Here is a 22,797-nt window from a genome sequence, read left to right on the forward strand (position 1 = left end):
TCTCATATTAAAAATACAATACAACAAATGAAACACGGTTCCATTTAAGTGGATCTCATTTTTGTCATGAAAATTGGGATGTTACTGTGGCAAATAGGCAGGGGAATAAGTTAAGTTTTCTTGATATAAGCGCGCTATGGGTTTGCGGTGACACATGGATGAAACCGATTAAGCCATATACAGAACGATGCTTTATTTTGATTTAAATGAAACAGCGTTCTGTGATGCAACTCGCGTTACCTTCAACTAACGGATGATAAGCTTTTTCCTCAATGGAGATTCCTATGATTCGTTTACCTCTGGCGGCCACCATCACTCTACTGTTGTCATGTCAGGCGGCATTTGCCTCCTTGCCCACTTTTTCCATCTGGCCCGGCGGTGAAGCGCCTGGGGCGAAAAACAGCCCGACGACTGAGTCCATCGTGGAGCGTAGCAAAGACCCCTCGCAGCCCGATCGGGCCGTAACCGGAATTCGCGCGCCAAAAATCACCGTCTATGCGCCGGAGAAGCCCAACGGCATCGCGCTATTGGTCACGCCGGGCGGCTCTTATCAACGGGTGGTGCTGGATAAAGAGGGCAGCGATCTCGCCCCAGTGTTTAACATGCAAGGCTATACCTTGTTTGTGATGACCTACCGGATGCCGGCAGATGGTCATGCGGAGGGCAGTAATGCACCGTTGGCTGATGCGCAACGCGCGTTGCGCACTCTGCGGGCGCGTGCGGCAGAGTGGCATATTGACCCTAAAAAAATTGGCATCATGGGCTTCTCCGCTGGGGGGCACGTGGCAGCCAGTCTAGAGACTCGCTATGACGAGTCGGTTTACACCGCTGTGGATGCTATCGACCAACAGAGCGCACGACCAGATTTCGTGGTACTCGGTTATCCGGTGATTTCCATGGATCAGGCGATTGCTCATTCTGGATCGCGCAAAGCGCTGATTGGTGATGCGCCGACGCTTGAGCAGCAGCATCGCTATTCAACGGAGAAGAACGTTACACCAGAGACGCCGCCAACCTTTATTCTGCATGCGGTTGACGATCCTTCCGTGCCGGTTGATAACTCGCTGGTGATGTTCAATGCGCTACGTGCCCACAAAGTACTGACGGAGCTACACCTGTTCGCGGAGGGGAAACATGGGTTTGGTATTCGTGGCGCTAAAGGCCTGCCCGCCGCCGAATGGCCACAACTGGTAATGAACTGGATAGCTTCGATGCCAGAAATACAAAAATAGCGGCAGTGAGAACAATTCCCTCCCACTGATTTTGCCGCTCTTTCCTGTTAATGCGACAGAACCGTCCTAATCGCTTTTTCCCTTTTATGGACAAGCATGCTCATATTCAGAATACGGTGTAAATTCATGTGTTCACCTGCTTGATGGCATGTCACATGTAGGCCTTGCTGACGGAACGCTGCTGTTGAGCATTTGCGATAAAGTTGATAAAAAGCGCAGTCACGTACTGCTTATCCACGCTAGCGGCCCAGCGGATGAGGCATTTCATCTTTTGAAGCTGTTTGTTGAATCCCAATGCGTAGTGCCCTTGACGTATCCTTTAAATAAAGTAATAAAAAATGAAATGACAGTGGTATTTAGTTGTGGATAATCAAATTTAACTTCATTCATTGGCTTTTTCCCTATAGCTTAGTACTGATGACCTAAGATTTTAGTCAATTTAAGAAAATTCAGATATTTCTTGCGAGGCTTCAATGGAACCTTGTATAAGGCGCGCTCTGCGTTTGAAAAAAAGAGCTAAGTGGCAATAAAACGAGTTAAAAGTGGTTACACGTAAACATAAAGCGTTAAAAAATACACACTTTCCTTTCATTTCTCGTACAATGTTTCGGCTTTTTACATTCTTAGGTGAGGATTAGATCGAATGGATATCGGCACACCATCATGTGAGACACTAGAGAATATCGCTGAATATATCAGTGATATTAAATTTTGTATTGCGGACTTTAATATTAATGAAGCATTATTTAATTCCATACCCCTCTCAAAGCTTGGTATCCAGGGAGATAAAAGCAATAAAGTGTTTTTTAAGGGGACGATGCCTCCCAAAGAATATCTCATTGCTTTTGCAGATACAGCGAGAAATTGCAAAGTATTCTTTGATGAGGGTGTCAGTGGAAAAGGAAGTCGGCTTTCTATTAAAGGTGATGGTAATATAGTTTATCTTGGTAAGAATTCTACTTTAAATAAAGTTGCGATTACTTTACTTAGTAAGGGGGATTTTGTACTCGTTGGCGCAGGTGTATCGGTTACGGCAGACAATAGTTGGAGTACGGGGTTTTCCCCAGGAAAAAATAATAATGGTATTATTATTGGCGATCACTGTTTGATGGCATCTGAAATTATAATCAGGCCTGCTGATGGCCATATGATTATGGATGCAATGACTAAACAGCAAGTGAATACTTCACACAAGCCAATAATAATAGAACCCTACTGCTGGATAGGGCAGAGATCATCGATTCTAAAAAATGTTCGTATCGGTGCTTGCTCAATTGTATCCCTTGGTGCCGTTGTCACCAAATCATGCGATAGGTTTAGCGCGCTAGGTGGCGTCCCTGCGACAGCAAGAAGCATCGCTGGAAAAATGTGGATACGTAATCAGGCAAAGGAATCGAAAAGGGTGCAGAGTATGTATCAGGACCGATTCTTTGATAAAAGCTTAGTTCCCATGAATGTAGGTGCATCCCAAAATAATCGCCCAATAGTGACTTCAAATAAAAGTGACTCTTTGGTGGGTAAAATGGATGAGTTGAACTTAAAAGTACTCATTGATAATGCAGCAATAATTCATTCATGTGTTGAGTCTTTTGATATCGATACCAATAATTATAATAAATTTACACCTGCTCAACTGAAGATATTTGGAGATGATAGTAATGAAGTATACATTAAGGGGAATGTGATACCCGCAGCCATTTCAATAGCATTTGGTCGAGAAGCAAAAAATGCTAAAGTATTTATTGGTGCTGAAATTACAGGAAAAGGAACCAAAATAGCCATTACTGGAGAGGATAACTTCCTTTATATTGGGAATAAATGTCGTCTCAATAAAATCAACCTTTCTGTTGTTGAAAATGGTGATTCGTTTATCATTGGTGATGAGGTAACCACAACCGCAGCAAATATGTGGACGACTGGGCACTATTCGGGAACGGATAGTAAAATGGTTATTATCGGTGATGATTGCATGTTTTCTTACGATATAACCTTGAGGGCGACAGATAGTCACCCTATTTTTATTTCTGAAAGCATGGAACAGATAAACACCCCCGCTAATCCAGTCATCATTGAGCCACATTGTTGGATTGGACAAAGCTCTTATATTGGAAAAAACGTTAAAATTGGTGCCTGTTCCATTATCGCCGCGAATGCTGTTGTCACTAAATCTTGTGAACGATTTACCATGTTATCTGGCGTTCCTGCTGCGCATCGTTCATTAGACGGTAATATATGGGGCAGGAACTTAACGCCAGAAGCTAAAGCAAGGGCTAAACACTGGGCTGATCTATACAAAATAAAGTAGATATAACTAAGTCTATAAACAGAAAACCAACCCCCAATAGGTTGGTTTTTTACTGTTATTGGGGCGGAAAATAACAATTTAAGCCTGCGCACTGATTGGTGTGTAGTTAATACGCGTTTTTTCTTTTCATTGTAAAATCGCCCTTGTCTAAGATAGCGTTGCATCGACCTGCTGAACCCACTGGCAAAGTGAACATTTCAACTATGCCCCCAGACATCTGAACTTGGCTTTGACGATGGTTGTAGTCACTAAATTGAGATGTCCGTTTCAAAACAGCGATCGCTGCTTTCAAAGGATGAGACTCATGACGACATAGGAAATCTGAATGAGCGATGTAAATCGACCTACATCGAATAACAACAATGATAGTACAGTGCCCGGTATCTCAGATCACCAGTACCGCCGTACGATCATTACATGACTTAACCTTATCAATGTGCTTAATGCAAAACTTAGAGCCCTGCGATAATAAAACTAGGTATTCCTTTAAGAAACATTATATTTGATAGTTTATGAACTATTCATTTTTGATGTTTAAAATTTAGCATTTATTTGTGATGCAGGAGTAAAGTACACGACCAGACTATTTTTAGTCATATATCTATTTATGGCGGTATCACACCCTGTTGTAATGTCATATATATTAGCCCCCCCTCTACATTCCAGTTGACAATTTATCAAACTTAATTCCCTATCGAGTAATAGGTTGTTATTGTGCATCAATGTTAATGTCCCATCTGGACCTTTATGAATATAAACAGTATGTTGCATGCCATGATTTGAACAAGAAAAATTTAAAAAACTAGACTCTCTAATTTCGTTGGAGTCAAAATGGTGTCTGCTTGTAGAATCACTGATATTCATCAAAGCCAAATAATGGATAGAGTAATTTTTTTCTGCTTTTAATGCCATTTCTACTTGCTTGCTAATTGTATTTCCAGCCCTAGCGACGTGCGTTGCTACTTCGTAACAGATCATCGGTTTTTCTCCCCTTTTTCGAAGTTTTTCTAGCCTATCATCCGAATTTTCTTTCAGCTTATGGGGAGTCACTGCACCTTCAGAAATATGAGTCCTGAATGTATATGCTGAAAATAGCCTTTCGATGTTTTTTGAAAATTGTTTCATGAGTTTTTATCCTTCCTAAGGAAATTATTTAACGTTGTGGACGGTAAGTAAATATACAAATCTGCCTGTACAAGTGTAGATACACTGTTATTGAAAGTAAATAATAGATCCTTTCCATTATGTGAGTAAAGGCGATAATTATAAAATTGATTTAATATCAATTTATACTAATGAAACGGTGCTGTTCATCAATAATATAATTCTCTAATGTTTTTTCTCTATGAGTCCGCATTAATGACTTCTGTAGTATCTTATATTGTATGTGCCACATTGAAAATGTATTAAGTGGGATAGCTGATAATAGCTGCCTAATGATATTATTAGTTAACATAAAGTTACATGTTGTCATTAATTATTCATGAGGTTTTAAATATAAATACACTATATCATATGGTGTTTAAATTATATTTAAATTCTATCTGATACTGTGATTATTCTTACTCAATGCATAGGATAAAATAATGACACCTATTAATTATAATTCTTTTCGCTCAATTAAGAGTTCTGATAAACGAGTACGATTTCTTGTGATGCATTATACCGCAGCAAATTTCTCAAATTCTGTGAGTGCATTAACTGGACCATCAGTCAGCGCACATTACCTTGTTCCTGACCCAAAAGACCCAACTTATCTGTCCTCAGGTTTTAAAGATCTACAAATTTTTAATTTAGTGAATGAAAATGAACGTGCGTGGCATGCGGGGTTAAGCTACTGGGCTGGCGTTACAGGGTTAAACTATAGTTCTATTGGGATAGAAATTGTTAATGAGGCAACAGATGTTAATGGCGTATTCAATTTCCCTCCGTTTAATGAACAACAGATATCAGCAGTTAAAGAGCTCGCATTAAATATTTTACAGCGGTACCCAGAAATAAAAGCAAAGTATGTTGTAGGCCACTCTGATATAGCACCAGGTAGAAAAAGTGATCCTGGTGCAGCGTTCCCTTGGTATCAACTTTATCTATCAGGTGTTGGTGCTTGGTATGATGAGAATACAAAAGATAAATATGTAAAAACTTATTCGGAGACTCCACTTCCTCGGGAGGAAGCAATCCGTCTACTTAAGCAGTATGGGTATGATATTAGCGCAGCAAATTCAGATGCTGGGTATCAAAAACTGGTTAGAGCATTCCAACTACATTTCCGACAAGAAAATTACAATGGGGTAATGGATATTGAAACAATGGCTATTTTAGCGGCACTCGTTGAAAAGTATCCTAACTGATTTGTGTTGAGCTGATTTGCGAAAAGCCACTAACCAAATTGGATGGGTGGCTTTTTTTGTAGAATGGGCAGATTGTAATCATCACTTTGGTTTACTATTTATATCTGCAACATGGACAATTAATCCTGAAAGGTATTCATTATGTCTAGTTCATTAAAATATCCTATTATTCTCGTTCACGGCTTTAGCGGTTTCGATAAGATTGCTGGAATTTATCCTTATTTTTTCGGTATTCAGCAAGCACTGGAAAAAGCCGGAGCTACTGTATTCACTGCCTCAATATCGGCAGAGAATAGTAATGAAGCTCGTGGTGAACAATTACTCAGTTTTGTAAAACAAGTCACCCAGTTAACCGGAGCCCACAAGGTCAACCTGATTGGCCACAGCCAAGGCCCTTTGGCCTGTCGCTACGTCGCCGCTATTCATCCCGAACGGGTTGCGTCTGTTACCTCCGTTAATGGGGCAAACTTTGGTTCGGAAATTGCCGATCTGGTTCGTTTGGCGATGACGCCAGGTTCCCTGCCAGAAGTGATTGCGGGTGCAGTGATGAACGCTTTTGGCACATTCCTTTCCATTATGACGGGTCGTCCCTCCCTGCCACAAGACAGTGTCGCAGCGCTTAACTCGCTCACCAGCGAAGGTGTTGCTAAATTCAATGCTAAATATCCGCAGGGTTTGCCAAGCAATTGGGGAGGAGAAGGCAAAGAATATGTGAATGGCGTTTATTATTATTCTTGGGGTGGGGTTATTAATTACAACCCGATTGAGCAGGGACTCAATAATTTTGATCTGCTGCATACTTCAATGGTTGCCCTTTCATTTCTGTTCACAAAAGAACGCTTACAGAATGATGGGTTGGTTGGGCGCTATAGTATGCATCTCGGCAAAGTTATCCGCTCTGATTATTCAATGGATCACTTAGATGCTATCAATCAAACTGCGGGGGCTGTGACCACCAGTACCGACCCTGTTCAGCTATTTGTTGAGCACGTAGCACGTTTAGCATCGAAAGGGCTATAAAACGGCTTCACACCACAGCCACACCAGCCAAATCCCACAAACAAAAAACCAACCCTAACGGATTGGTTTTCTTGGGGATATTTGGTCGGCATGAGAGGATTTGAACCTCCGACCCCGACACCCCATGCAGTGTCTTCAGATGCCAGAAGTTGAAGTTATGGAGCCACCGTTAACTGAAATGTAAAATGCGGATTGTATTATCACTAGAATAAAACTGAATGCTAATTGACCTTATGCAATTGGAATTTACTACCCACCCCTCTACTTCCTAGCAGTGGCTACCTAGCAAACATCTCTGAGACTATGTACCCAGCAACAAAAGCGGCAACTATGAGGACAATAACAACCACGGTGCTGTTTATTTTCATATGAACCTCTACGTCTTAGTTGTGGGTTGTCCACCTTAGAACATCTCGGCTTCACGCCACCAGTGGACAAACCACTCGGCTAGCCACCCAATGTAAATAACACTAAAAATAGCTGCGACAGTTAGAATGATGACCACCAAATAAGCCTTCACTCTCCCTCCTTTAGCTATTTATGTGCTAGCAGTAGGTTAGCGGTGGGTTAGCTGAGTAATCGGGAATACCGATCTCTGAGCCTTTAATATTTCTTAAGTATCATAGATCGAATAAGTTGTAACACAAATACTGGGGATATATCAGGGAGGGAGTAGCTGTTAATTAACCGGCTTTGGATAAGATGTCAAGCCTGAAACCAATCATCAGTACTTTCCCACGTATCCTGCAAAATTGCCTGAATTGCATCTTGTCGATTTAGCATCTTATGTGTCGGGGTTTTTCCCTTGAGTTTCCCCTAATTTTCCCTACCACTAATCCCACAAACAAGAAAACCAACCCTAACGGATTGGTTTTCTTGAGGATATTTGGTCGGCATGAAAGGATTTGAACCTTCGACCCCCGACACCCCATGACGGTGCGCTACCAAGCTGCGCTACATGCCGATGCTGCGGTGTTTATACTACATTTTACCGTTGTTATTGCAAGGCTTGGGAAATCAATTGCTTATTTTTTAAACGTGCTAATTGTTGTTTCTTAGGGCTAGTTCGCAATAAATCGTTTTATATCGGTCAGCACTTGCAAGAGTAGTGGGAGCTGAGGCTTTTCATCTTTGATTTCATTGCCTTGCTCATCGTAGGTACGATATTCACCGTTATTATCAAGAACAATCGTTTGTGTCGGTGTTGTAATAACTAGCACACCATTATCACCCGTCGCTACCCAGTTATTATTACGCTGTGCGGCAAACAAGTCTTCCCCTTGCGAATAATCTTCGGATGCGGTTTTGACATGCAATAACCGCTGCATCAAGGTCGTCATGATGTCTTCATGGTTGGTCAGCTTATTCACTGTTTGCGCAGGTGTACCCGGCCAGTGGATGACGAGTGGCACCTGAAGCTGGTGACGATTGAAACGGCTCCCAGCGCCCCATGTATTGGTGCCGCTATCATTGAATTCGACACCATGGGCGGCAGTAATAATCACCACGGTTTTATCGAGCTGCCCTTGCTGTTTCAACGTATCCAAAATGGTTGCTATCTGTTGATCAACTTCTTTCGCACCAGATTGGTAGTTATGGATAAAGTCTGATGGTAATTCCATTCTCTTGTCAGCGACAGGGTCTTGCGCTTCAGGCGCACCGTTCAGGTTAATGTACGAGAACCAAGGCGAACCATTTTTCACTGTTGACAACCATTGCTGCCACTGTGCGGTAGTCTCACGATCCGATTGCTCTATCGGTGCCGGTAACGTGAAGTCAGCCAAGAGGGCTTGACGGTAAAGAGGGGACTCAAATCCATCGGAGGAGAACAGACCGAACTGATAACCTTGCCCACTCAATGCAGTAATAAAGGCAGATGGCTCACGGGCTGAGAGAATACCGTCTAAATAAGTCGGCGAGATACCATAAAACAGGCCAAACAAGCCGGTATCCTGACGATTACCCGAACTGTAGTGGCGATCGAACTGAATGTTTGAACGCCCAAATTCAGCCAGCGCAGGCATGTCTTTTTTCAAGCTACTGGCACGAATACCATCAACCACAATCAATAGTAGGTTATAACGGCTGCCTTTATCGCTGAAAGTAATTGGACTGAGTGGATACTCAACTGCCAGTGCATCCGGTGTGCCTTGTTCCGTTAAGCGGCGTTGATACTCTTGTTGATCTAGTAGGCCGTGTTTCTCAAGGAACTTGCGGGCAGTCATCGGATAAGAGAGCGGCAGGTTTGCCCGCTGCATACTGATAGGGCGATAGAAGTTGGCGTCAGCCCAGATATACATCAAATGCGAAGCAAAGAAGGCCGAAATAAATACCGCAACCAGCGGCTTGGCGAAACGCTGCCGGTTAAGACTACGGAGTTTTTGCCACGCCCAAGTGCCAAAAAGCATCTCGACCAGAAAAATGACGGGTACCGAGATAAACATCAATTGCCAATCGCGCGCCAGCTCGGTTTGGTCTGGGTTAACCACAAGCTCCCATACCACAGCGTTAAGGTGCAAATGGAAACGGGTAAAGACCTCAGTATCTATCAAGAGCAGGGTCAAACCTGCAGTCGCAAAGGCGGCAGAAAGAAAACGGAGTAGCCGCTGTGACATCACCACAAAGGTAAGTGGGAAGATCACCAGCAAATAGGCGGCAAAAACAATGAAGCTAAAGTGCCCAAGCCAGCTAACAAGGGCATAGATACGGCCAATTAGCGATGAGGGCCAATCGGAGACAAACAAATAGCGACTACCCAGCACCAGGCTGAACAGGATATTAAACAGGGCGAACCAGTGCCCCCAGCTGATCATCTGGGAGACTTTTTCACGATAGCGCTGACGATTTGTCACCATATTGAGATTGCAGTCTTGGCCGATAAATTAATGAGCTTTATCTTCACGTACCGAAGCTTGAAGCGCCTCGGCGAAAGAGCGTGCCAATACTTTGCGTTGCGCTGGGGCAATGCTGGTATTGATCAGATTAGTTACCATATTACCCAACACCATCAAAGAAAGATCGGTCGGGGTACGGTGTTTTTCCAGTACGCTGACTAATTCAGACAGTAGTTGTTCAACGTGTTCGTCGCTATAACGGGATGATTGTGGCATAAAAATTGTACTCAACACCTGACAAAGTCCCACATCTTACCGTATAGAGACACGCTTTTCCGCTATTTTATAGCATTAAGAATCATTAGCCGTTAATTGAGGGGCGTCGTCGCTTTTGGTTGCAGCTCTCCGGCATCAGTGATTGAATACGCCCCTAGCCAAAAGGAGTATTTATCATGAGTCTGGATATTGACCAGATAGCCTTACATCAGCTTATTAAGCGTGATGAGCAAACGCTTGATGTGGTGTTGCGCGATTCTCTGTTACCCACCAATGCGGTGGTTGAAGAAATGATGGCCGAGCTACACCGGGTTTACAGCGCCAAAAACAAAGCTTATGGCTTGTTTAATGAGCACAGTGAATTGGCGGAGGCGCTGAAGCGAAGCCGTAAGGGTGATGAAGACTTTCTCAGCTTTAGCCGTGCGGCAACGGGGCGTTTACGTGATGAGTTAGCAAAATACCCGTTTGCTGAAGGTGGCGTGGTGCTGTTTTGCCAATACCGCTATTTAGCGACCGAATATTTGCTGATCTCAGTACTGAGCAGTTGCAATAGTATGCGTGTCAATGAGCAGCTTGATTTGAGCACCACTCATTACCTCGACATTAACCGTGCGGATATTGTGGCGCGTATTGATTTGACTGAATGGGAAAATAACCCAGAGTCGACCCGTTATCTCACCTTCTTAAAAGGGCGGATAGGGCGCAAAGTCTCTGACTTCTTTATGGATTTCCTCGCGGCTGCTGAAGGGTTGGATACCAAAGCGCAAAACCGTGGCTTATTACAAGCGGTAGACGATTATTGCGCGGATGCTGAATTAGGTAAAAATGAGCGTCAGGCATACCGTCAGCAAGTCTATAGCTATTGTAATGAACAATTGCAGTCCGGCGAAGAGATTGCTTTGCAGGAACTGGCTCAGGAGCTGCCGAAGTTGGGCGAGAAAGATTTCCAACAATTCACGGCTGAACAGGGCTATGCATTGGAAGAGAGTTTCCCAGCAGATCGCGGTACTTTGCGTCAGTTGACCAAATTTGCAGGCAGTGGTGGTGGGTTGAGTATCAATTTTGACGCTTTGTTACTGGGTGAGCGTATTTTCTGGGATGCGGCAACCGATACGCTGACGATTAAAGGCACGCCGCCAAATCTGCGTGATCAGTTACAACGTAATTCAGGTAACAAGTAACCGTTTGTCCTGTGGCCCTGCTTAAGCAATACATGACCTAATTCAAGCAATAAGCATGTTCCACCGATAAAACGCCCAGCCAATAAAAAACGCCGCATAAGCGGCGTTTTTTATTTCGGCGTCCCGAATATATCGAAAGCGAGGCGATTAAGCGCGAACGAAGTCGATATGAGTCAGTTTTGGCTTGAAAGCGTGACGCTGAACAGCCTGAACTTTAACTTTGATTTCTTTACCGTCGACTACCAGAGTCAGAACGGTATCGTAAAAGCCCGGTTTTGCTTCCATGTTCTTGGTGGTGTCATGGTCAAGAGCAATAGAGATAGCTGCTTCTGTGCCACCGTAAACGATAGCCGGGAATTTATTTGCTGCACGCAGGCGGCGGCTCGCACCCTTACCCTGGTCGTTACGTACTTCTGCATTGATAGTGGTCATGTTTATTTTCTCTTAAGAAATTTACCCTGCTACAGGCGACCCAGCAACAGGTTCGATACTCGGCTTTGATTGGGTAAACCCAGAGCAAAGCGGGCGACATTCTAGCGAAAGATCAGCGCGACAGCAAATGAAACCGCGAAAATCTCAGGCTAAATGCGGCTTAGGCGAGGGAATCTGCTCGCCGAAAACGGCCCTGATAATCAAATACCTTTTCTCTGATTTGCCACCATTGCCCACGCCGACGGGCGACGACAAAATCGGGATAACGCAATAGGGCTTGTTGGGCGATGATATCCGCTGCCGTCTGCCATTTTAAGGTGACACCGGGGGCGCGTTGATGTGGGCGTAAGAAGATTTGCTCGAATGCCATACGCTGTGCGGGTGTTGCTAAGCGAAAGCGTTCGCTGGTATGTGTGCCATCTTCGTCGTAATAAGTGATTTTTAGCCATTCCCCTTTGGCATCATGGCCGCTTTCTAAACTCATCCCACCACATCGTAACACCAGCGCATCTTTTAGTTTCAGTGCGGCTTTCAGCATATCATCAGGATCAACCAGCACTTCTTGGCACTGATGGCAGCGACGTGCGGCAATATCGTTCTCTGCCCCACAATGCGGGCAAGATTTAAAGCGGAAGCGATAATCACATTGTGCTCGTGCACCTTGATCATCCTCAAACCAGCCCTGACAGCGGCGGCCATAGTGCTCAATAATTTCACCTGATTCGGTACATTTTCCCCAGAAAATATTGGCGAAACCGCAATCAGGGCAAAAAACCTGTACCGGCTGGCTATCACCCTGTGGCTTGCTCGTCCCCACTTCTGGCGTGAAGAGATCGTGTGGATTACCTGCATAATCCAAAATCAGACAATCTTCTTTACCGGGTGATAGCCGCAAGCCACGACCGACGATTTGTTGATACAAACTGACCGATTCGGTCGGGCGCAGGATGACAATCAGATCAACATGGGGGGCATCAAAACCGGTGGTTAAGACAGCCACATTCACCAAATAATGCAGTTGTTGTTGCTTAAATGCGCTAATTAAGGCATCCCGCTCAGCAGGGGGCGTGCCCGCGCTCACTAATGCCGCCTTGCCTTTGGGGAGTAATCCGTAGACTTCTTTCGCGTGTTCAACCGTGGCGGCAAAAATCATCACGCCACGGCGCTGGGCTGCGTACTCCATTATCTGGCTAACAATATGTGGGGTAATTCTTTGTTGCTGTTTAAGTTCACGATCCAAATCCGCTTCGCGGAAAAGGCCATCGCTGTTGCTTGTGAGACGGCTAAAATCATATTGGACGACGGGCATATCCAGCCGTTCAGGCGGCACCAGAAAACCGTGTTTGATCATATAACGCAGCGGTAACTCATAGATACAATCGCGGAACAGAGACTGGCTATCACTGCGGGTAATGCCATGGTAGTGGAATTGGTAAATCCAGCCTTTACCCAATCGATAAGGCGTCGCTGTCAGCCCGAGTAACCGTAGCCGAGGATTGTTAGCGCGTAAATGTTGGATGATTTGCTGATACTGGCTGTCATCTTCATCACTGATACGGTGACATTCATCGATAATCAGCAGCGAAAACGCGCTATCAAACAGTGGCAGGTTGCGCGCCACAGATTGCACGCTGCCAAACACCACTTTGCCTTCACTTTGGCGCTGTTGCAGCCCTGCGGCGAAGATGTCAGCCTCTAAATCATAGGCACAATATTTGGCGTGATTTTGCGCCACCAGTTCTTTGACATGCGCCAGCACCAGTACGCGACCACGGGCCAATTTTGCTAATTCAGCAATAACCAAGCTTTTACCCGCTCCAGTAGGCAAGACAATCAGAGCGGGTTCGGTATGGCGGCGAAAATGAGCCAGTGTGGCATCTACGGCTTCTTGCTGATATGGGCGTAGCGTAAAAGCCATTAAATTGTCTGCCCAGCTAAGTGATTTATCGCGCTTGTTCTATTCACCATTTGCAACAATTTCCCGCATCGTATTAGTGACATTTTTCTCTCCCCATCGCGAAAAACTTTCTATTATTATGCCTACCAGCGATAGCTGATGCGAGAGTCATGAGCTGCTAACGAGGTACAGTACGAGTGCGTGATGCGAAAACAAAGGGATAGCCTTTCTTAATCATGTACTTTTTGAGTAACTGTTCCTAGGCTGATAGCGCAACCGCCGCTATACTGATGTTTCAGGTTGGTTAGGCAGCAAATGATTTTCCCCTATACCACTTTACTGTTTCATTCTTTCATACCGCATTATGAGCACTCTTCCGTTTTTGGTGGGTGTGATGGCGGATATCGTGCATGTCAATGGCACGACAATACAACAGGCAAAATAGATTCAATGCGATTGGACAAGTTTTTATCTCAGCAACTGGGTGTTAGCCGCGCGTTAGTCGCGCGTGAACTGCGGGCCAAACGAGTCACAATTGATGGCGAAGTGGTCAAAACGGGTGCAATGAAGTTGTTACCTGAGCACGATGTGAGATTCGATGGTAACCCATTACAGCAAACCCTTGGGCCACGTTACTTTATGCTGAACAAGCCGCAGGGGTATGTGTGTTCGACAGAAGATCCAGATCATCCGACGGTACTCTACTTCCTTGATGAGCCAGTGGCTTACAAACTCCATGCTGCTGGGCGATTGGATATCGATACCACCGGATTAGTGCTGATGACGGACGATGGTCAATGGTCACACCGGATTACTTCACCGCGCCATCACTGCGAAAAAACCTACTTAGTGACGCTGGAACATCCAGTGGCAGATGATACGGCGCAGAAATTTGCTGACGGCGTGCAACTGCACAACGAAACCTCTTTGACCAAACCCGCTCAACTCGAGATTATCGAGCCGCAGTTGGTGCGTTTGACCCTTAGCGAGGGACGCTATCATCAGGTAAAACGTATGTTTGGGGCTGTCGGCAATCGAGTCGTCGCACTGCACCGCGAACGAATTGGCGCGATGAAACTTGATGACGATTTAGCACCTGGAGAGTACCGCCCACTGACGGCAGAAGAGATTGCTAGCGTAGGCGCTCCCCATCTGTAATAGGGATACTGTTGCCACGTGGGTAAGTTGTGCTCGCGTGGCTTACAGTCAAGATCCCTTGCTATCCGTTATTAAAGGAGTTGTTAACCGTGCTTGCCCCTAATCAAAATGAAGCGCAAAACCGCACATCCCACTTTGGTTTAATCTTTATTCTCGGTTTGTTGTCGATGTTGATGCCTTTGGCCATCGATATGTATTTGCCGAGTATGCCGATCATTGCGCAAGAATTTGGCGTAGAGAGTGGTGGGGTACAGATGACACTCAGTGCGTATGTCCTCGGGTTTGCTATTGGGCAAATGTTTTATGGCCCGATGGCAGATAGCCTAGGACGTAAGCCGGTCATCTTCTGGGGGACGTTAATCTTTGCGCTTGCAGGTATGGCTTGTGCCATGGCGCAATCGGTTGAACAACTGATTAATATGCGCTTCCTGCACGGCTTATCCGCTGCCGCAGCCAGTGTGGTCATCAATGCCTTGATGCGCGATATGTTCACCAAAGACGATTTCTCCCGAATGATGTCTTTTGTGGTGTTGGTGATGACTATCGCCCCGTTGTTGGCCCCGATTATTGGGGGCGCATTACTGGTGTGGTTTAGTTGGCATGCCATTTTCTGGACCATGGCCGGTGCGGCATTAATCGGCGCGATTCTGGTTGCGCTCTATATCAAAGAATCGCTACCTAAAGAGAAACGGCAACGGTTCCATCTGCGCACCACCATCGGCAATTTCGGGACGTTATTCCGCCATAAGCGGGTGCTGTGTTATATGTTGGCCAGCGGTTTCTCTTTTGCTGGGATGTTCTCATTCCTCAGTGCCGGCCCGTTTGTTTACATTGAGTTAAACGGCGTTTCACCACAGAATTTCGGCTATTACTTCGCGCTAAATATTGTCTTTTTATTCTTGATGACACTGATTAATAGCCGCAATGTTCGCCGTTTCGGTGCACTAAAAATGTTCCGATTTGGCATGTTGGTGCAATTTGTCATGGGGATCTGGTTGCTGGTGGTTTGTGCGACAGGAATGGGATTCTGGGCCTTGGTATTGGGGGTGGCGGCTTACGTCGGTTGTATCGCAATGATCACTTCGAATGCGATGGCCGTTATTCTGGATGATTTCCCGCACATGGCAGGGACGGCTTCATCTCTGGCGGGGACATTACGCTTTGGTATCGGTGCTGTGGTGGGAACACTATTGTCGATGGTATCTTCGCACAGTGCCTGGCCGATGGTGGTCTCGATGGCATTTTGTATTGCTATTGCCATGCTGCTTTATCTTTATGCCAGCCGCCCACATAAAGTGGCGGTGAAAACGTCATAATCAAGAACACCTAAGGGGAGACGCGACATGTTTCCCTGCTTCAATCCTACCGATTAACCCCGCGATCTTCTCACTCATTTTGTTAAAAATAACGCTGATCGCAAGTGATAACCCCCCTGTTTATTGCGCTTAATCAATATTATAAGCATGCGTATCATTATTCATTGCATAGTGATGTTTAGACACATATTGTTAACTTTTTAAGCGACAACATAAATAATCCGAAAATAGTTATTGAGGGTTTTTATCAGATAACTCTGTCATTCGGCAGGTAACAAGTATTCATTAATTTATATATTTATCAATTAATTAAATATCGGCTATCGCACTAGATAAAGCCTTGATTGTTCCTTAAATGTAAAATTTTGACAGCGGTTAGGTAACGCGTTAGCAATAAAATGGTTGAGATGATCGTCATAAAGGTATAAATATAACGAAAAATGGGATCTAAATCCCAAACCTGAAATTTCAACCTTGGCAGAACGGGCTGAGTGAAGATTAAAAATAACGCAAAAATAGCATTGTTATATTTAAGTTTCTAAATTGTTATCAATGTTGTGTTTTGATGAGGTTTGAATCAGGCACAATGACAACTTAGCGGCTATAACTTTAGTCAGTGTGAGTCCTTGTAGTGCCTTTTTAAGTTTTAAAATTTTTATTTTGACTAGGAAAAACACGTGAATAATATCCAACTTTCGGTAGTACATCGTCTGCCGCAAAGTTACCGTTGGTTATCTGGCTTTATCGGGGTCAACGTTGAACCGATACCACTGACGGCGGCGATAGACGATACTCAAAATGACCTGATGGGGCTGAAGTTACTCAGCCACGATGGTTACCATGCACAAATTATCATGCAGCGGCTTCACCTCTCGCTACAAGAGATACAAGTGGATTCCGCGATTGTTGAATGGGAAGGTGAGCCTTGCCTCTTCGTGCACCGGCAAGATGAAAGCGCGACCATGTGTCGCCTAAAAGATGTTGGTGTGGCTATTGCTGAAACCATGACGGCACTTTATCCCTTCTGAAGCGATAACGCCCATATCGGTGCTCATGATAGGCCGACATCTTTCATCGACGATATCGTCGATTCGGTATGTTGGCGCTCTTTTTCCCCATATCACTAATCTGTGAATTGGAGTAGTTGCTGCGTATATTGCTCTTTTGGTGCAGCAAAGACTTCCTGACAGTCACCTTGCTCTACAACTTCCCCTTGTTTTAGCACAATCACTTGATGGCATAACGAACGCACGACTTGTAAATCATGGCTGATAAACAGATAACTGAGCTGGTAACGTTGTTGCAGGGATTTGAGCAACGTCAAAATCTGTGCCTGCACTGATTTATCCAATGATGAGGTCGGCTCATCAAGGATCAATAATTGAGGTTGCAGGATTAAAGCGCGCGCAATGGCAATACGCTGTCGCTGGCCTCCAGAGAATTCCGTAGGGTAACGATAGCGGCTCACCGGGTCTAACCCGACTTCTTCCATGGCCTTAATAACCCGTTGCTCGCGGTGTGCGGCACTGAGTCTCTGGTGAACTTCGAGTCCTTCAGCAATAATTTGCTGCACATTTAAGCGCGGGTTTAGCGCTGAGTATGGGTCTTGAAACACGACTTGAATGCGGCTGCGGTAAGGCAACATCTGTTTTGATGTAAAACGGTGTAATGGTTGCCCACTAAACCATATCTCACCCGTTGAAGGCAGCAGGCGCAGTAAGGCTAGCCCCGTAGTACTTTTGCCTGATCCAGACTCACCCACCAACCCTAAACTTTCACCGGGTCTCAACTCAAAACTGAGGTTCTTCACGGCATAGTGGTGATCGACTGTTCGCCGTAGCAAGCCACGTTTGATAGGGAAAGCGACTTGCAGATCGTTTACCGTCAGCAGTGGCGCGAGATCAGTGGTGAGAGGTAAAGGGTCACCTTGCGGTTCAGCATCCAATAACTGACGCGTATAAGGGTGCTGCGGCGAGCTGAACAACGCTTGGCGGCTATTGTGTTCAACGATACGACCTTCACGCATGACGGCGACGTTATCAGCCAGCCTGCGGACAATATTCAGGTTATGAGTGATAAACAGCAAACTCATGCCCATTTCTTGCTTTAAGTCTTTCAGCAAACTTAAAATTTGGGCCTGTACTGAGACGTCCAGTGCGGTAGTCGGCTCATCGGCAATCAGTAATTTAGGTTGAGTCAACACTGCCATGGCAATCATCACCCGCTGGCGCTCCCCGCCGGAAAGCTGATGCGGGAAATCCGCTAATCGGCTTTTGGCCTGACGAATGCCGACACGGTCAAGACACTGAATGATCTCAGCTCTGGCGGCTTCTTGGCGCATGCCACGATGCAGTGACAGAACTTCAGCTAACTGCCTCTCGATAGTGTGGAGCGGGTTAAGAGATACCATCGGCTCTTGGAAAATCATGGAGATCTGATTGCCGCGAATAGCTCGCAGCGTCGGTTCATCGGCATGGAGCAGTGATTGGCCTGCAAACAGAATATCGCCACTTGGATAAACCACGGGCGGTGAGGGCAGTAAGCGCAATATCGATAACGCAGTGACACTCTTGCCTGAGCCTGACTCACCCACCAGCGCAAGTGTTTCACCGGCATTCACCTGCAATGACAGTTCGCGAACCACTTCGCGGTCAACGCCAGCTTGGCGAAATGCAACACTGAGGTTTTGAATATCCAAAAGTGGAGACGTCGCCATATCAGTACACCTTACTAGGATCAAAGGCGTCACGTACTGCTTCGCCGATAAAAATCAACAGGGATAACAGCACTGCCAACACCAGAAATGCGGTGATACCCAGCCAAGGGGCTTGAAGGTTATTTTTGCCCTCCAATAGCAGCCCACCTAATGAGGGGGAACCCATCGGCAAACCAAACCCAAGGAAGTCCAGTGAGGTCAGCGTGGTTATCGAGCCGCACAAAATAAAGGGCAAAAAGGTTAGTGTCGCGACCATCGCATTGGGAAGCATATGACGGGACATGATTGTGCGATCACGTACGCCCATCGCGCGAGCGGCACGAATATAGTCATAATTACGCGTGCGCAGAAACTCTGCGCGGACGACGCCGACGAGTCCCATCCAGCCAAATAACACCGTGATACCTAATAACCACCAGAAATTCGGCTGCACCACGCTGGAGAGGAGAATCACTAGAAACAGCGTTGGCATGCCGGACCAAACCTCAATAAATCGCTGGCCCCAAAGGTCAACCTTACCACCGTAATAGCCTTGTATCGCGCCGGCACAGATGCCAATCACACTGGAGATCAAGGTGAGTGTCAGGCCAAATAACAGCGAAATACGAAACCCATAAATGACTTTAGCTAAAACATCACCGCCGGTACTGTCAGTCCCCAATAAGTTGGTGCGGCTTGGTGGTGAAGGGAAGGGCTTGTCTGTGGCGAAATTAATTGTGTTATTGCTAAAGCGGATCGGGGCCCAAATTGCCCAGCCGTTATTCTTGATTCGGCTCAGCACGTAAGGGTCTTGATAATCGGCGGCGGTGGTTAAAATGCCACCAAAAGTGGCTTCGCTGTAATTGGCCATAAAGGGCATATAAATCTTGCCCTGATAGTTCACCAGCAGTGGCTTATCATTCGCGATCAGCTCGGCAAACAAGCTGATAATAAACAATGTGAGGAAAATCCACAGTGACCAGTAGCCACGGCGATTCTGACAAAAGCGCGCCCAGCGGGCGTGATTAATTGCACTTAACCCTGTCATTATTGGCGGCTCTCAAAATCAATTCGTGGGTCAACCAAGGTATAGGTGATATCGCTGACAATATTGAGCAGCAAACCAATCAGAGTGAAAATATAAAGCGTGCCAAACATCACCGGATAATCCCGTTGCAAGATGGCTTCATAGCCCAATAATCCTAAGCCGTTCAGTGAGAACATCACTTCTATCAAGAGCGAACCGGTGAAAAATAGGCTGATAAAGGTGGCTGGGAAACCCGCGATAACCAGCAACATGGCGTTGCGAAAGACATGGCGATATAAGATCTTTTCCTCAGGTAGCCCTTTAGCACGAGCGGTCACCACATATTGCTTGCGGATTTCATCGAGGAAAGAGTTTTTGGTCAACATCGTCAATGTAGCAAAGCCACCAATCACCGTTGCCAACACAGGTAAGGTGATATGCCATAAATAGTCAGTGATTTTGCTGTACCACGGCAGTGTGTCCCAATTACTGGAAACCAAACCGCGTAGCGGGAACCAATCAAAATAACTGCCCCCTGAAAATAGCACCACCAGTAAAATAGCGAATAAAAACGACGGGATAGCATAGCCGACGATGATAATGGCACTGCTCCAAGTATCAAAGGCCGTGCCGCTACGTACCGCTTTTTTAATCCCCAAAGGAATGGATACCAGATAGATAATCAGCGTGCTCCATAACCCGAGTGAGATGGAGACGGGCACACTGTGCTTTATCAACGAGACAACGGATTCGCCACGAAAAAGGCTGTCGCCAAAATCAAAGCGCACATAGCTCCACAACATATCGAAGTAGCGCTCGTGCAACGGTTTATCAAAACCGAAGCGCTGTTTAATCTCAGCAATCACTTCCGGGTCCAATCCCCGAGAGCCACGATAGTTGCTGTCGCCGACTTGAGTGGCATTCAAGCCAACTTTGGCCCCGCCTAATCCATCGCCGCCTCCGCCTGAACTGTAGGTGCCGGAGTGATCTAACTCAATATTGGCGATAGCTTGATCAACCGGCCCACCAGGGGCGATTTGAACGATAAAGAAGTTGATAGTGATAATCGCCCACAGCGTGGGAATGAGCAGCAACAGCCGCCGTAACAAATATGCGCCCACAATGCCCCCTATTGACGTTCTGTTGGCAGACGGGCTGCCTTGTTGACATCAAACCACCAGCTATCAAACCCAAGCGAATAGGTGGGGCGTTCCGCAGGCATTGAGAATTTATCCCAATAGGCAAAGCGACTATGGTTGGAGTACCACATTGGGATCATCAGATAGTTCCACGTCAACACACGGTCAAGGGCGCGGCCGAGCGACAGTAGCGCCTCGGGTTGTTCTTGATGTTTGACAATCTGCTCAATCAATTCGTCAATGGCCGGATCTTTGATGCCAGAGGCGTTGTAGGTGGAATCGACATACGCTGAACTCCACCACGTTTGTAGGTTGGAGCTAGGGTAGGGGAAAGCGCCATAAACCGTTGGGATCATGTCGTAATCACGGCTACGCAAGCGGCTCAAGAACTGAGAACTGTCGACTTCGCGTACATTCATCGTAATGCCTAAACGCTGCAAGTTATGCTTGAACGGCTGAACATATTGGAAGTTGCTGCCACTGAGGAGCAGCAATTCAAATTCAAACGGCTTGCCCGTTTTGCTGTTCACCAGTTTCTGGTTTTTCACTTCCCAGCCTGCTTCGCTCAGCAACTCGCGCGCTTTTAACAGATTATCCCGCGAATCACCGCTGCCATCGGTTTGTGGTGGCTGATAAATTTGGGTAAACACTTCAGGCGGAATTTTGCCTTTGAGCGGTGCTAACCAAGCCAGCTCAGCGCTGTCAGGATAACCTTTTGCCGCATATTCGGTGTTCTGGAAGAAGCTATTCGTGCGCTGATAACTGTTGAAATAGAAAGCTTTATTCATCCAGTCAAAATCGAAAGCCAGTGTTAGCGCATGGCGCACCCGCCGGTCGCTAAAAATAGGCCGCTGGACGTTAAATGCCAACCAACGGGTGTTTTGCGCAGAGCTATCAATAACATCCTGCTTGATAATGTAATCTTTTTCGAAATTGCCACCGGCATATTGTGTTGCCCAACTTTTCGGTGAGCTCTCTTCGCGAAAATCGAAAGCACCTGCTTTAAATGCTTCCAGCGCCACTTTGTCATCTAAATAGTAGTCATAACGAATGGTATCAAAGTTATATTGCCCGCGATTGACCGGCAAATTAGCGGCCCAGTAATCTTTTACCCGCTCATAAGTGACATATTGGCCCATTTTGTATTTGCCAATGCGATATGGCCCGCTAGCCACAGGTGGCGTACTTAAAGGATCACTGAGCTTATGGTTTTTCCAGAAATGTTCGGGCAGCACGACCAAACCAAACAACCCCAGCATCTTATTTTTATCGGGCTCAGGGAATTCAAAACGTACTGTCAGACGGGAAATGGCCTTCACCTGTACACCTTTATAGGCGAGGCGAAATTGTGGCACACCCTCGGTCATGAATTTATTGAATGTGAATGCGACATCTTGGGCCGTGATAGGCTCGCCATCATGAAAACGGGCTCGAGGATTGATATCAACTTCAATCCAACTAAAATCGGGGGCATAACGGGCTGATTCTGCGATTAACGGATAAAAGCTACCGATCTCATCGTCTGAAGTGCCAAAAAGTGAATCGTATATCCTTTCAGTGCGGATAGCCGGATTGCCGCGCAAGGCATAGCGATTGAAGTTATCAAAAGTGCCAATGGTGGCTAGGGTAATATCCCCGCCTTTAGGCGCAGCCGGATTGACGTAATCGAAATGGCTAAAATCTGATGAATACTTAGGTTCGCCCAGTATGGCAAAAGAGACACCTTCTTTTATGGTTTCAGCCTGTAGGCCAAAACTCAGGGCAGAAAGCGCCAAGGTAGCAAATAGGCGTAACAACATATTAGTAGTAATCTCCCGCATTTCATTCAGACAGATAATAATAATCTTAAACGAAATTACCAGTTTGCAGGGGCTTAACGCAAACATTAAGCCAACAATATCCATACGGCGAGTCGCCATGGTGGTCTTGCCGTG

At 45.9% G+C, this 22,797-nt stretch carries 18 protein-coding genes and 1 tRNA gene; 8 read left to right on the forward strand and 11 right to left on the reverse strand.

The genetic code is table 11. The features are described 5' to 3' along the window. The first annotated feature begins 284 nt into the window (after positions 1-284). Both BN68_RS01585 and BN68_RS24095 read left to right on the forward strand, forming a co-directional pair. Positions 285-1,232 carry an alpha/beta hydrolase gene (locus BN68_RS01585; protein ID WP_019209399.1) on the forward strand — a complete coding sequence of 316 codons (948 nt, stop codon included), beginning with the start codon at positions 285-287 and terminating at the stop codon, positions 1,230-1,232. Positions 1,233-1,875: 643 nt separating this feature from the next. Next, positions 1,876-3,537 (forward strand): acyltransferase, encoded by a 1,662-nt coding sequence (locus tag BN68_RS24095; protein ID WP_019209400.1) that lies wholly within the window; start codon positions 1,876-1,878, stop codon positions 3,535-3,537. A gap of 534 nt (positions 3,538-4,071) precedes the next feature. Here BN68_RS24095 and BN68_RS01600 read toward each other — a convergent pair. Beyond that, entirely contained in the window at positions 4,072-4,662 is a 591-nt protein-coding gene (locus tag BN68_RS01600; protein WP_019209401.1) for a hypothetical protein, read from the reverse strand. Positions 4,663-5,123: 461 nt separating this feature from the next. Between BN68_RS01600 and BN68_RS01605 the strand changes: the two genes are divergently transcribed. Together BN68_RS01605 and BN68_RS01610 are read left to right on the forward strand one after the other, a co-directional pair. Then, positions 5,124-5,888, forward strand: a complete 765-nt coding sequence (locus BN68_RS01605; RefSeq protein WP_019209402.1) for an N-acetylmuramoyl-L-alanine amidase — start codon at positions 5,124-5,126, stop codon at positions 5,886-5,888. A 141-nt stretch (positions 5,889-6,029) separates the two neighbouring features. After that, a complete protein-coding gene (locus BN68_RS01610) occupies positions 6,030-6,908 on the forward strand; it encodes an esterase/lipase family protein (RefSeq protein ID WP_019209403.1) in 879 nt (292 codons plus the stop codon). Positions 6,909-7,613: 705 nt separating this feature from the next. On the opposite strand, the gene BN68_RS24535 is transcribed toward BN68_RS01610, so the two are convergent. The 4 genes from BN68_RS24535 to BN68_RS01625 all read right to left on the reverse strand — a co-directional run bounded on the left by BN68_RS24535 (position 7,614) and on the right by BN68_RS01625 (position 10,018). Next, positions 7,614-7,691, reverse strand: a complete 78-nt coding sequence (locus BN68_RS24535; RefSeq protein ID WP_071822401.1) for a DinI-like family protein — start codon at positions 7,689-7,691, stop codon at positions 7,614-7,616. Positions 7,692-7,795: 104 nt separating this feature from the next. Beyond that, a tRNA-Pro gene (locus BN68_RS01615) sits at positions 7,796-7,872 on the reverse strand. 97 nt (positions 7,873-7,969) lie between these two features. Further along, positions 7,970-9,763 (reverse strand): LPS biosynthesis-modulating metalloenzyme YejM, encoded by a 1,794-nt coding sequence (yejM, locus tag BN68_RS01620; RefSeq protein ID WP_019209405.1) that lies wholly within the window; start codon positions 9,761-9,763, stop codon positions 7,970-7,972. 27 nt (positions 9,764-9,790) lie between these two features. Beyond that, positions 9,791-10,018 carry a YejL family protein gene (locus tag BN68_RS01625; RefSeq protein ID WP_002208836.1) on the reverse strand — a complete coding sequence of 76 codons (228 nt, stop codon included), beginning with the start codon at positions 10,016-10,018 and terminating at the stop codon, positions 9,791-9,793. Positions 10,019-10,194: 176 nt separating this feature from the next. Here BN68_RS01625 and yejK point away from each other — a divergent pair, with 176 nt between their 5' ends. Continuing rightward, on the forward strand, positions 10,195-11,199 hold the full coding sequence (gene yejK / locus BN68_RS01630; RefSeq protein ID WP_019209406.1) for a nucleoid-associated protein YejK: 1,005 nt from the start codon (positions 10,195-10,197) through the stop codon (positions 11,197-11,199). Positions 11,200-11,346: 147 nt separating this feature from the next. Here the strand turns inward: yejK and rplY are convergent, their stop codons facing one another. Both rplY and BN68_RS01640 read right to left on the reverse strand, forming a co-directional pair. Continuing rightward, a complete protein-coding gene (rplY, locus tag BN68_RS01635; RefSeq protein ID WP_019209407.1) occupies positions 11,347-11,631 on the reverse strand; it encodes a 50S ribosomal protein L25 in 285 nt (94 codons plus the stop codon). Positions 11,632-11,791: 160 nt separating this feature from the next. Continuing rightward, on the reverse strand, positions 11,792-13,549 hold the full coding sequence (locus tag BN68_RS01640) for a DEAD/DEAH box helicase (protein WP_019209408.1): 1,758 nt from the start codon (positions 13,547-13,549) through the stop codon (positions 11,792-11,794). Positions 13,550-13,978: 429 nt separating this feature from the next. Between BN68_RS01640 and rsuA the strand changes: the two genes are divergently transcribed. The 3 genes from rsuA (at position 13,979) to BN68_RS01655 (ending at position 17,030) form a co-directional block, all read left to right on the forward strand. Then, positions 13,979-14,686, forward strand: a complete 708-nt coding sequence (rsuA, locus tag BN68_RS01645) for a 16S rRNA pseudouridine(516) synthase RsuA (protein ID WP_019209409.1) — start codon at positions 13,979-13,981, stop codon at positions 14,684-14,686. A gap of 89 nt (positions 14,687-14,775) precedes the next feature. Beyond that, the gene (locus BN68_RS01650; protein ID WP_019209410.1) at positions 14,776-16,002 is read left to right on the forward strand and encodes a Bcr/CflA family multidrug efflux MFS transporter; all 1,227 of its coding nucleotides are present in this window, start codon (positions 14,776-14,778) and stop codon (positions 16,000-16,002) included. 677 nt (positions 16,003-16,679) lie between these two features. Then, positions 16,680-17,030 (forward strand): YejG family protein, encoded by a 351-nt coding sequence (locus tag BN68_RS01655; RefSeq protein WP_019209411.1) that lies wholly within the window; start codon positions 16,680-16,682, stop codon positions 17,028-17,030. A gap of 95 nt (positions 17,031-17,125) precedes the next feature. On the opposite strand, the gene yejF is transcribed toward BN68_RS01655, so the two are convergent. The 4 genes from yejF to BN68_RS01675 are packed head-to-tail and all read right to left on the reverse strand — an operon-like array spanning position 17,126 to position 22,662. Beyond that, positions 17,126-18,718, reverse strand: a complete 1,593-nt coding sequence (gene yejF, locus BN68_RS01660; RefSeq protein ID WP_019209412.1) for a microcin C ABC transporter ATP-binding protein YejF — start codon at positions 18,716-18,718, stop codon at positions 17,126-17,128. Position 18,719: 1 nt separating this feature from the next. Continuing rightward, positions 18,720-19,745, reverse strand: coding sequence for an ABC transporter permease (locus BN68_RS01665; protein WP_019209413.1), 1,026 nt, complete (start codon positions 19,743-19,745; stop codon positions 18,720-18,722). Next, positions 19,745-20,845: a microcin C ABC transporter permease YejB gene (gene yejB, locus BN68_RS01670; protein ID WP_019209414.1), complete on the reverse strand. Its 1,101-nt coding sequence runs from the start codon at positions 20,843-20,845 to the stop codon at positions 19,745-19,747. Before yejB ends, BN68_RS01665 begins: the two co-directional genes overlap by 1 nt. A gap of 8 nt (positions 20,846-20,853) precedes the next feature. Continuing rightward, complete coding sequence (locus BN68_RS01675; RefSeq protein ID WP_042806479.1) at positions 20,854-22,662, reverse strand: extracellular solute-binding protein; 1,809 nt, start codon at positions 22,660-22,662, stop codon at positions 20,854-20,856. Positions 22,663-22,797 lie beyond the last annotated feature (135 nt).

Source organism: Yersinia massiliensis CCUG 53443, assembly GCF_000312485.1.
Lineage (GTDB): Bacteria > Pseudomonadota > Gammaproteobacteria > Enterobacterales > Enterobacteriaceae > Yersinia > Yersinia massiliensis.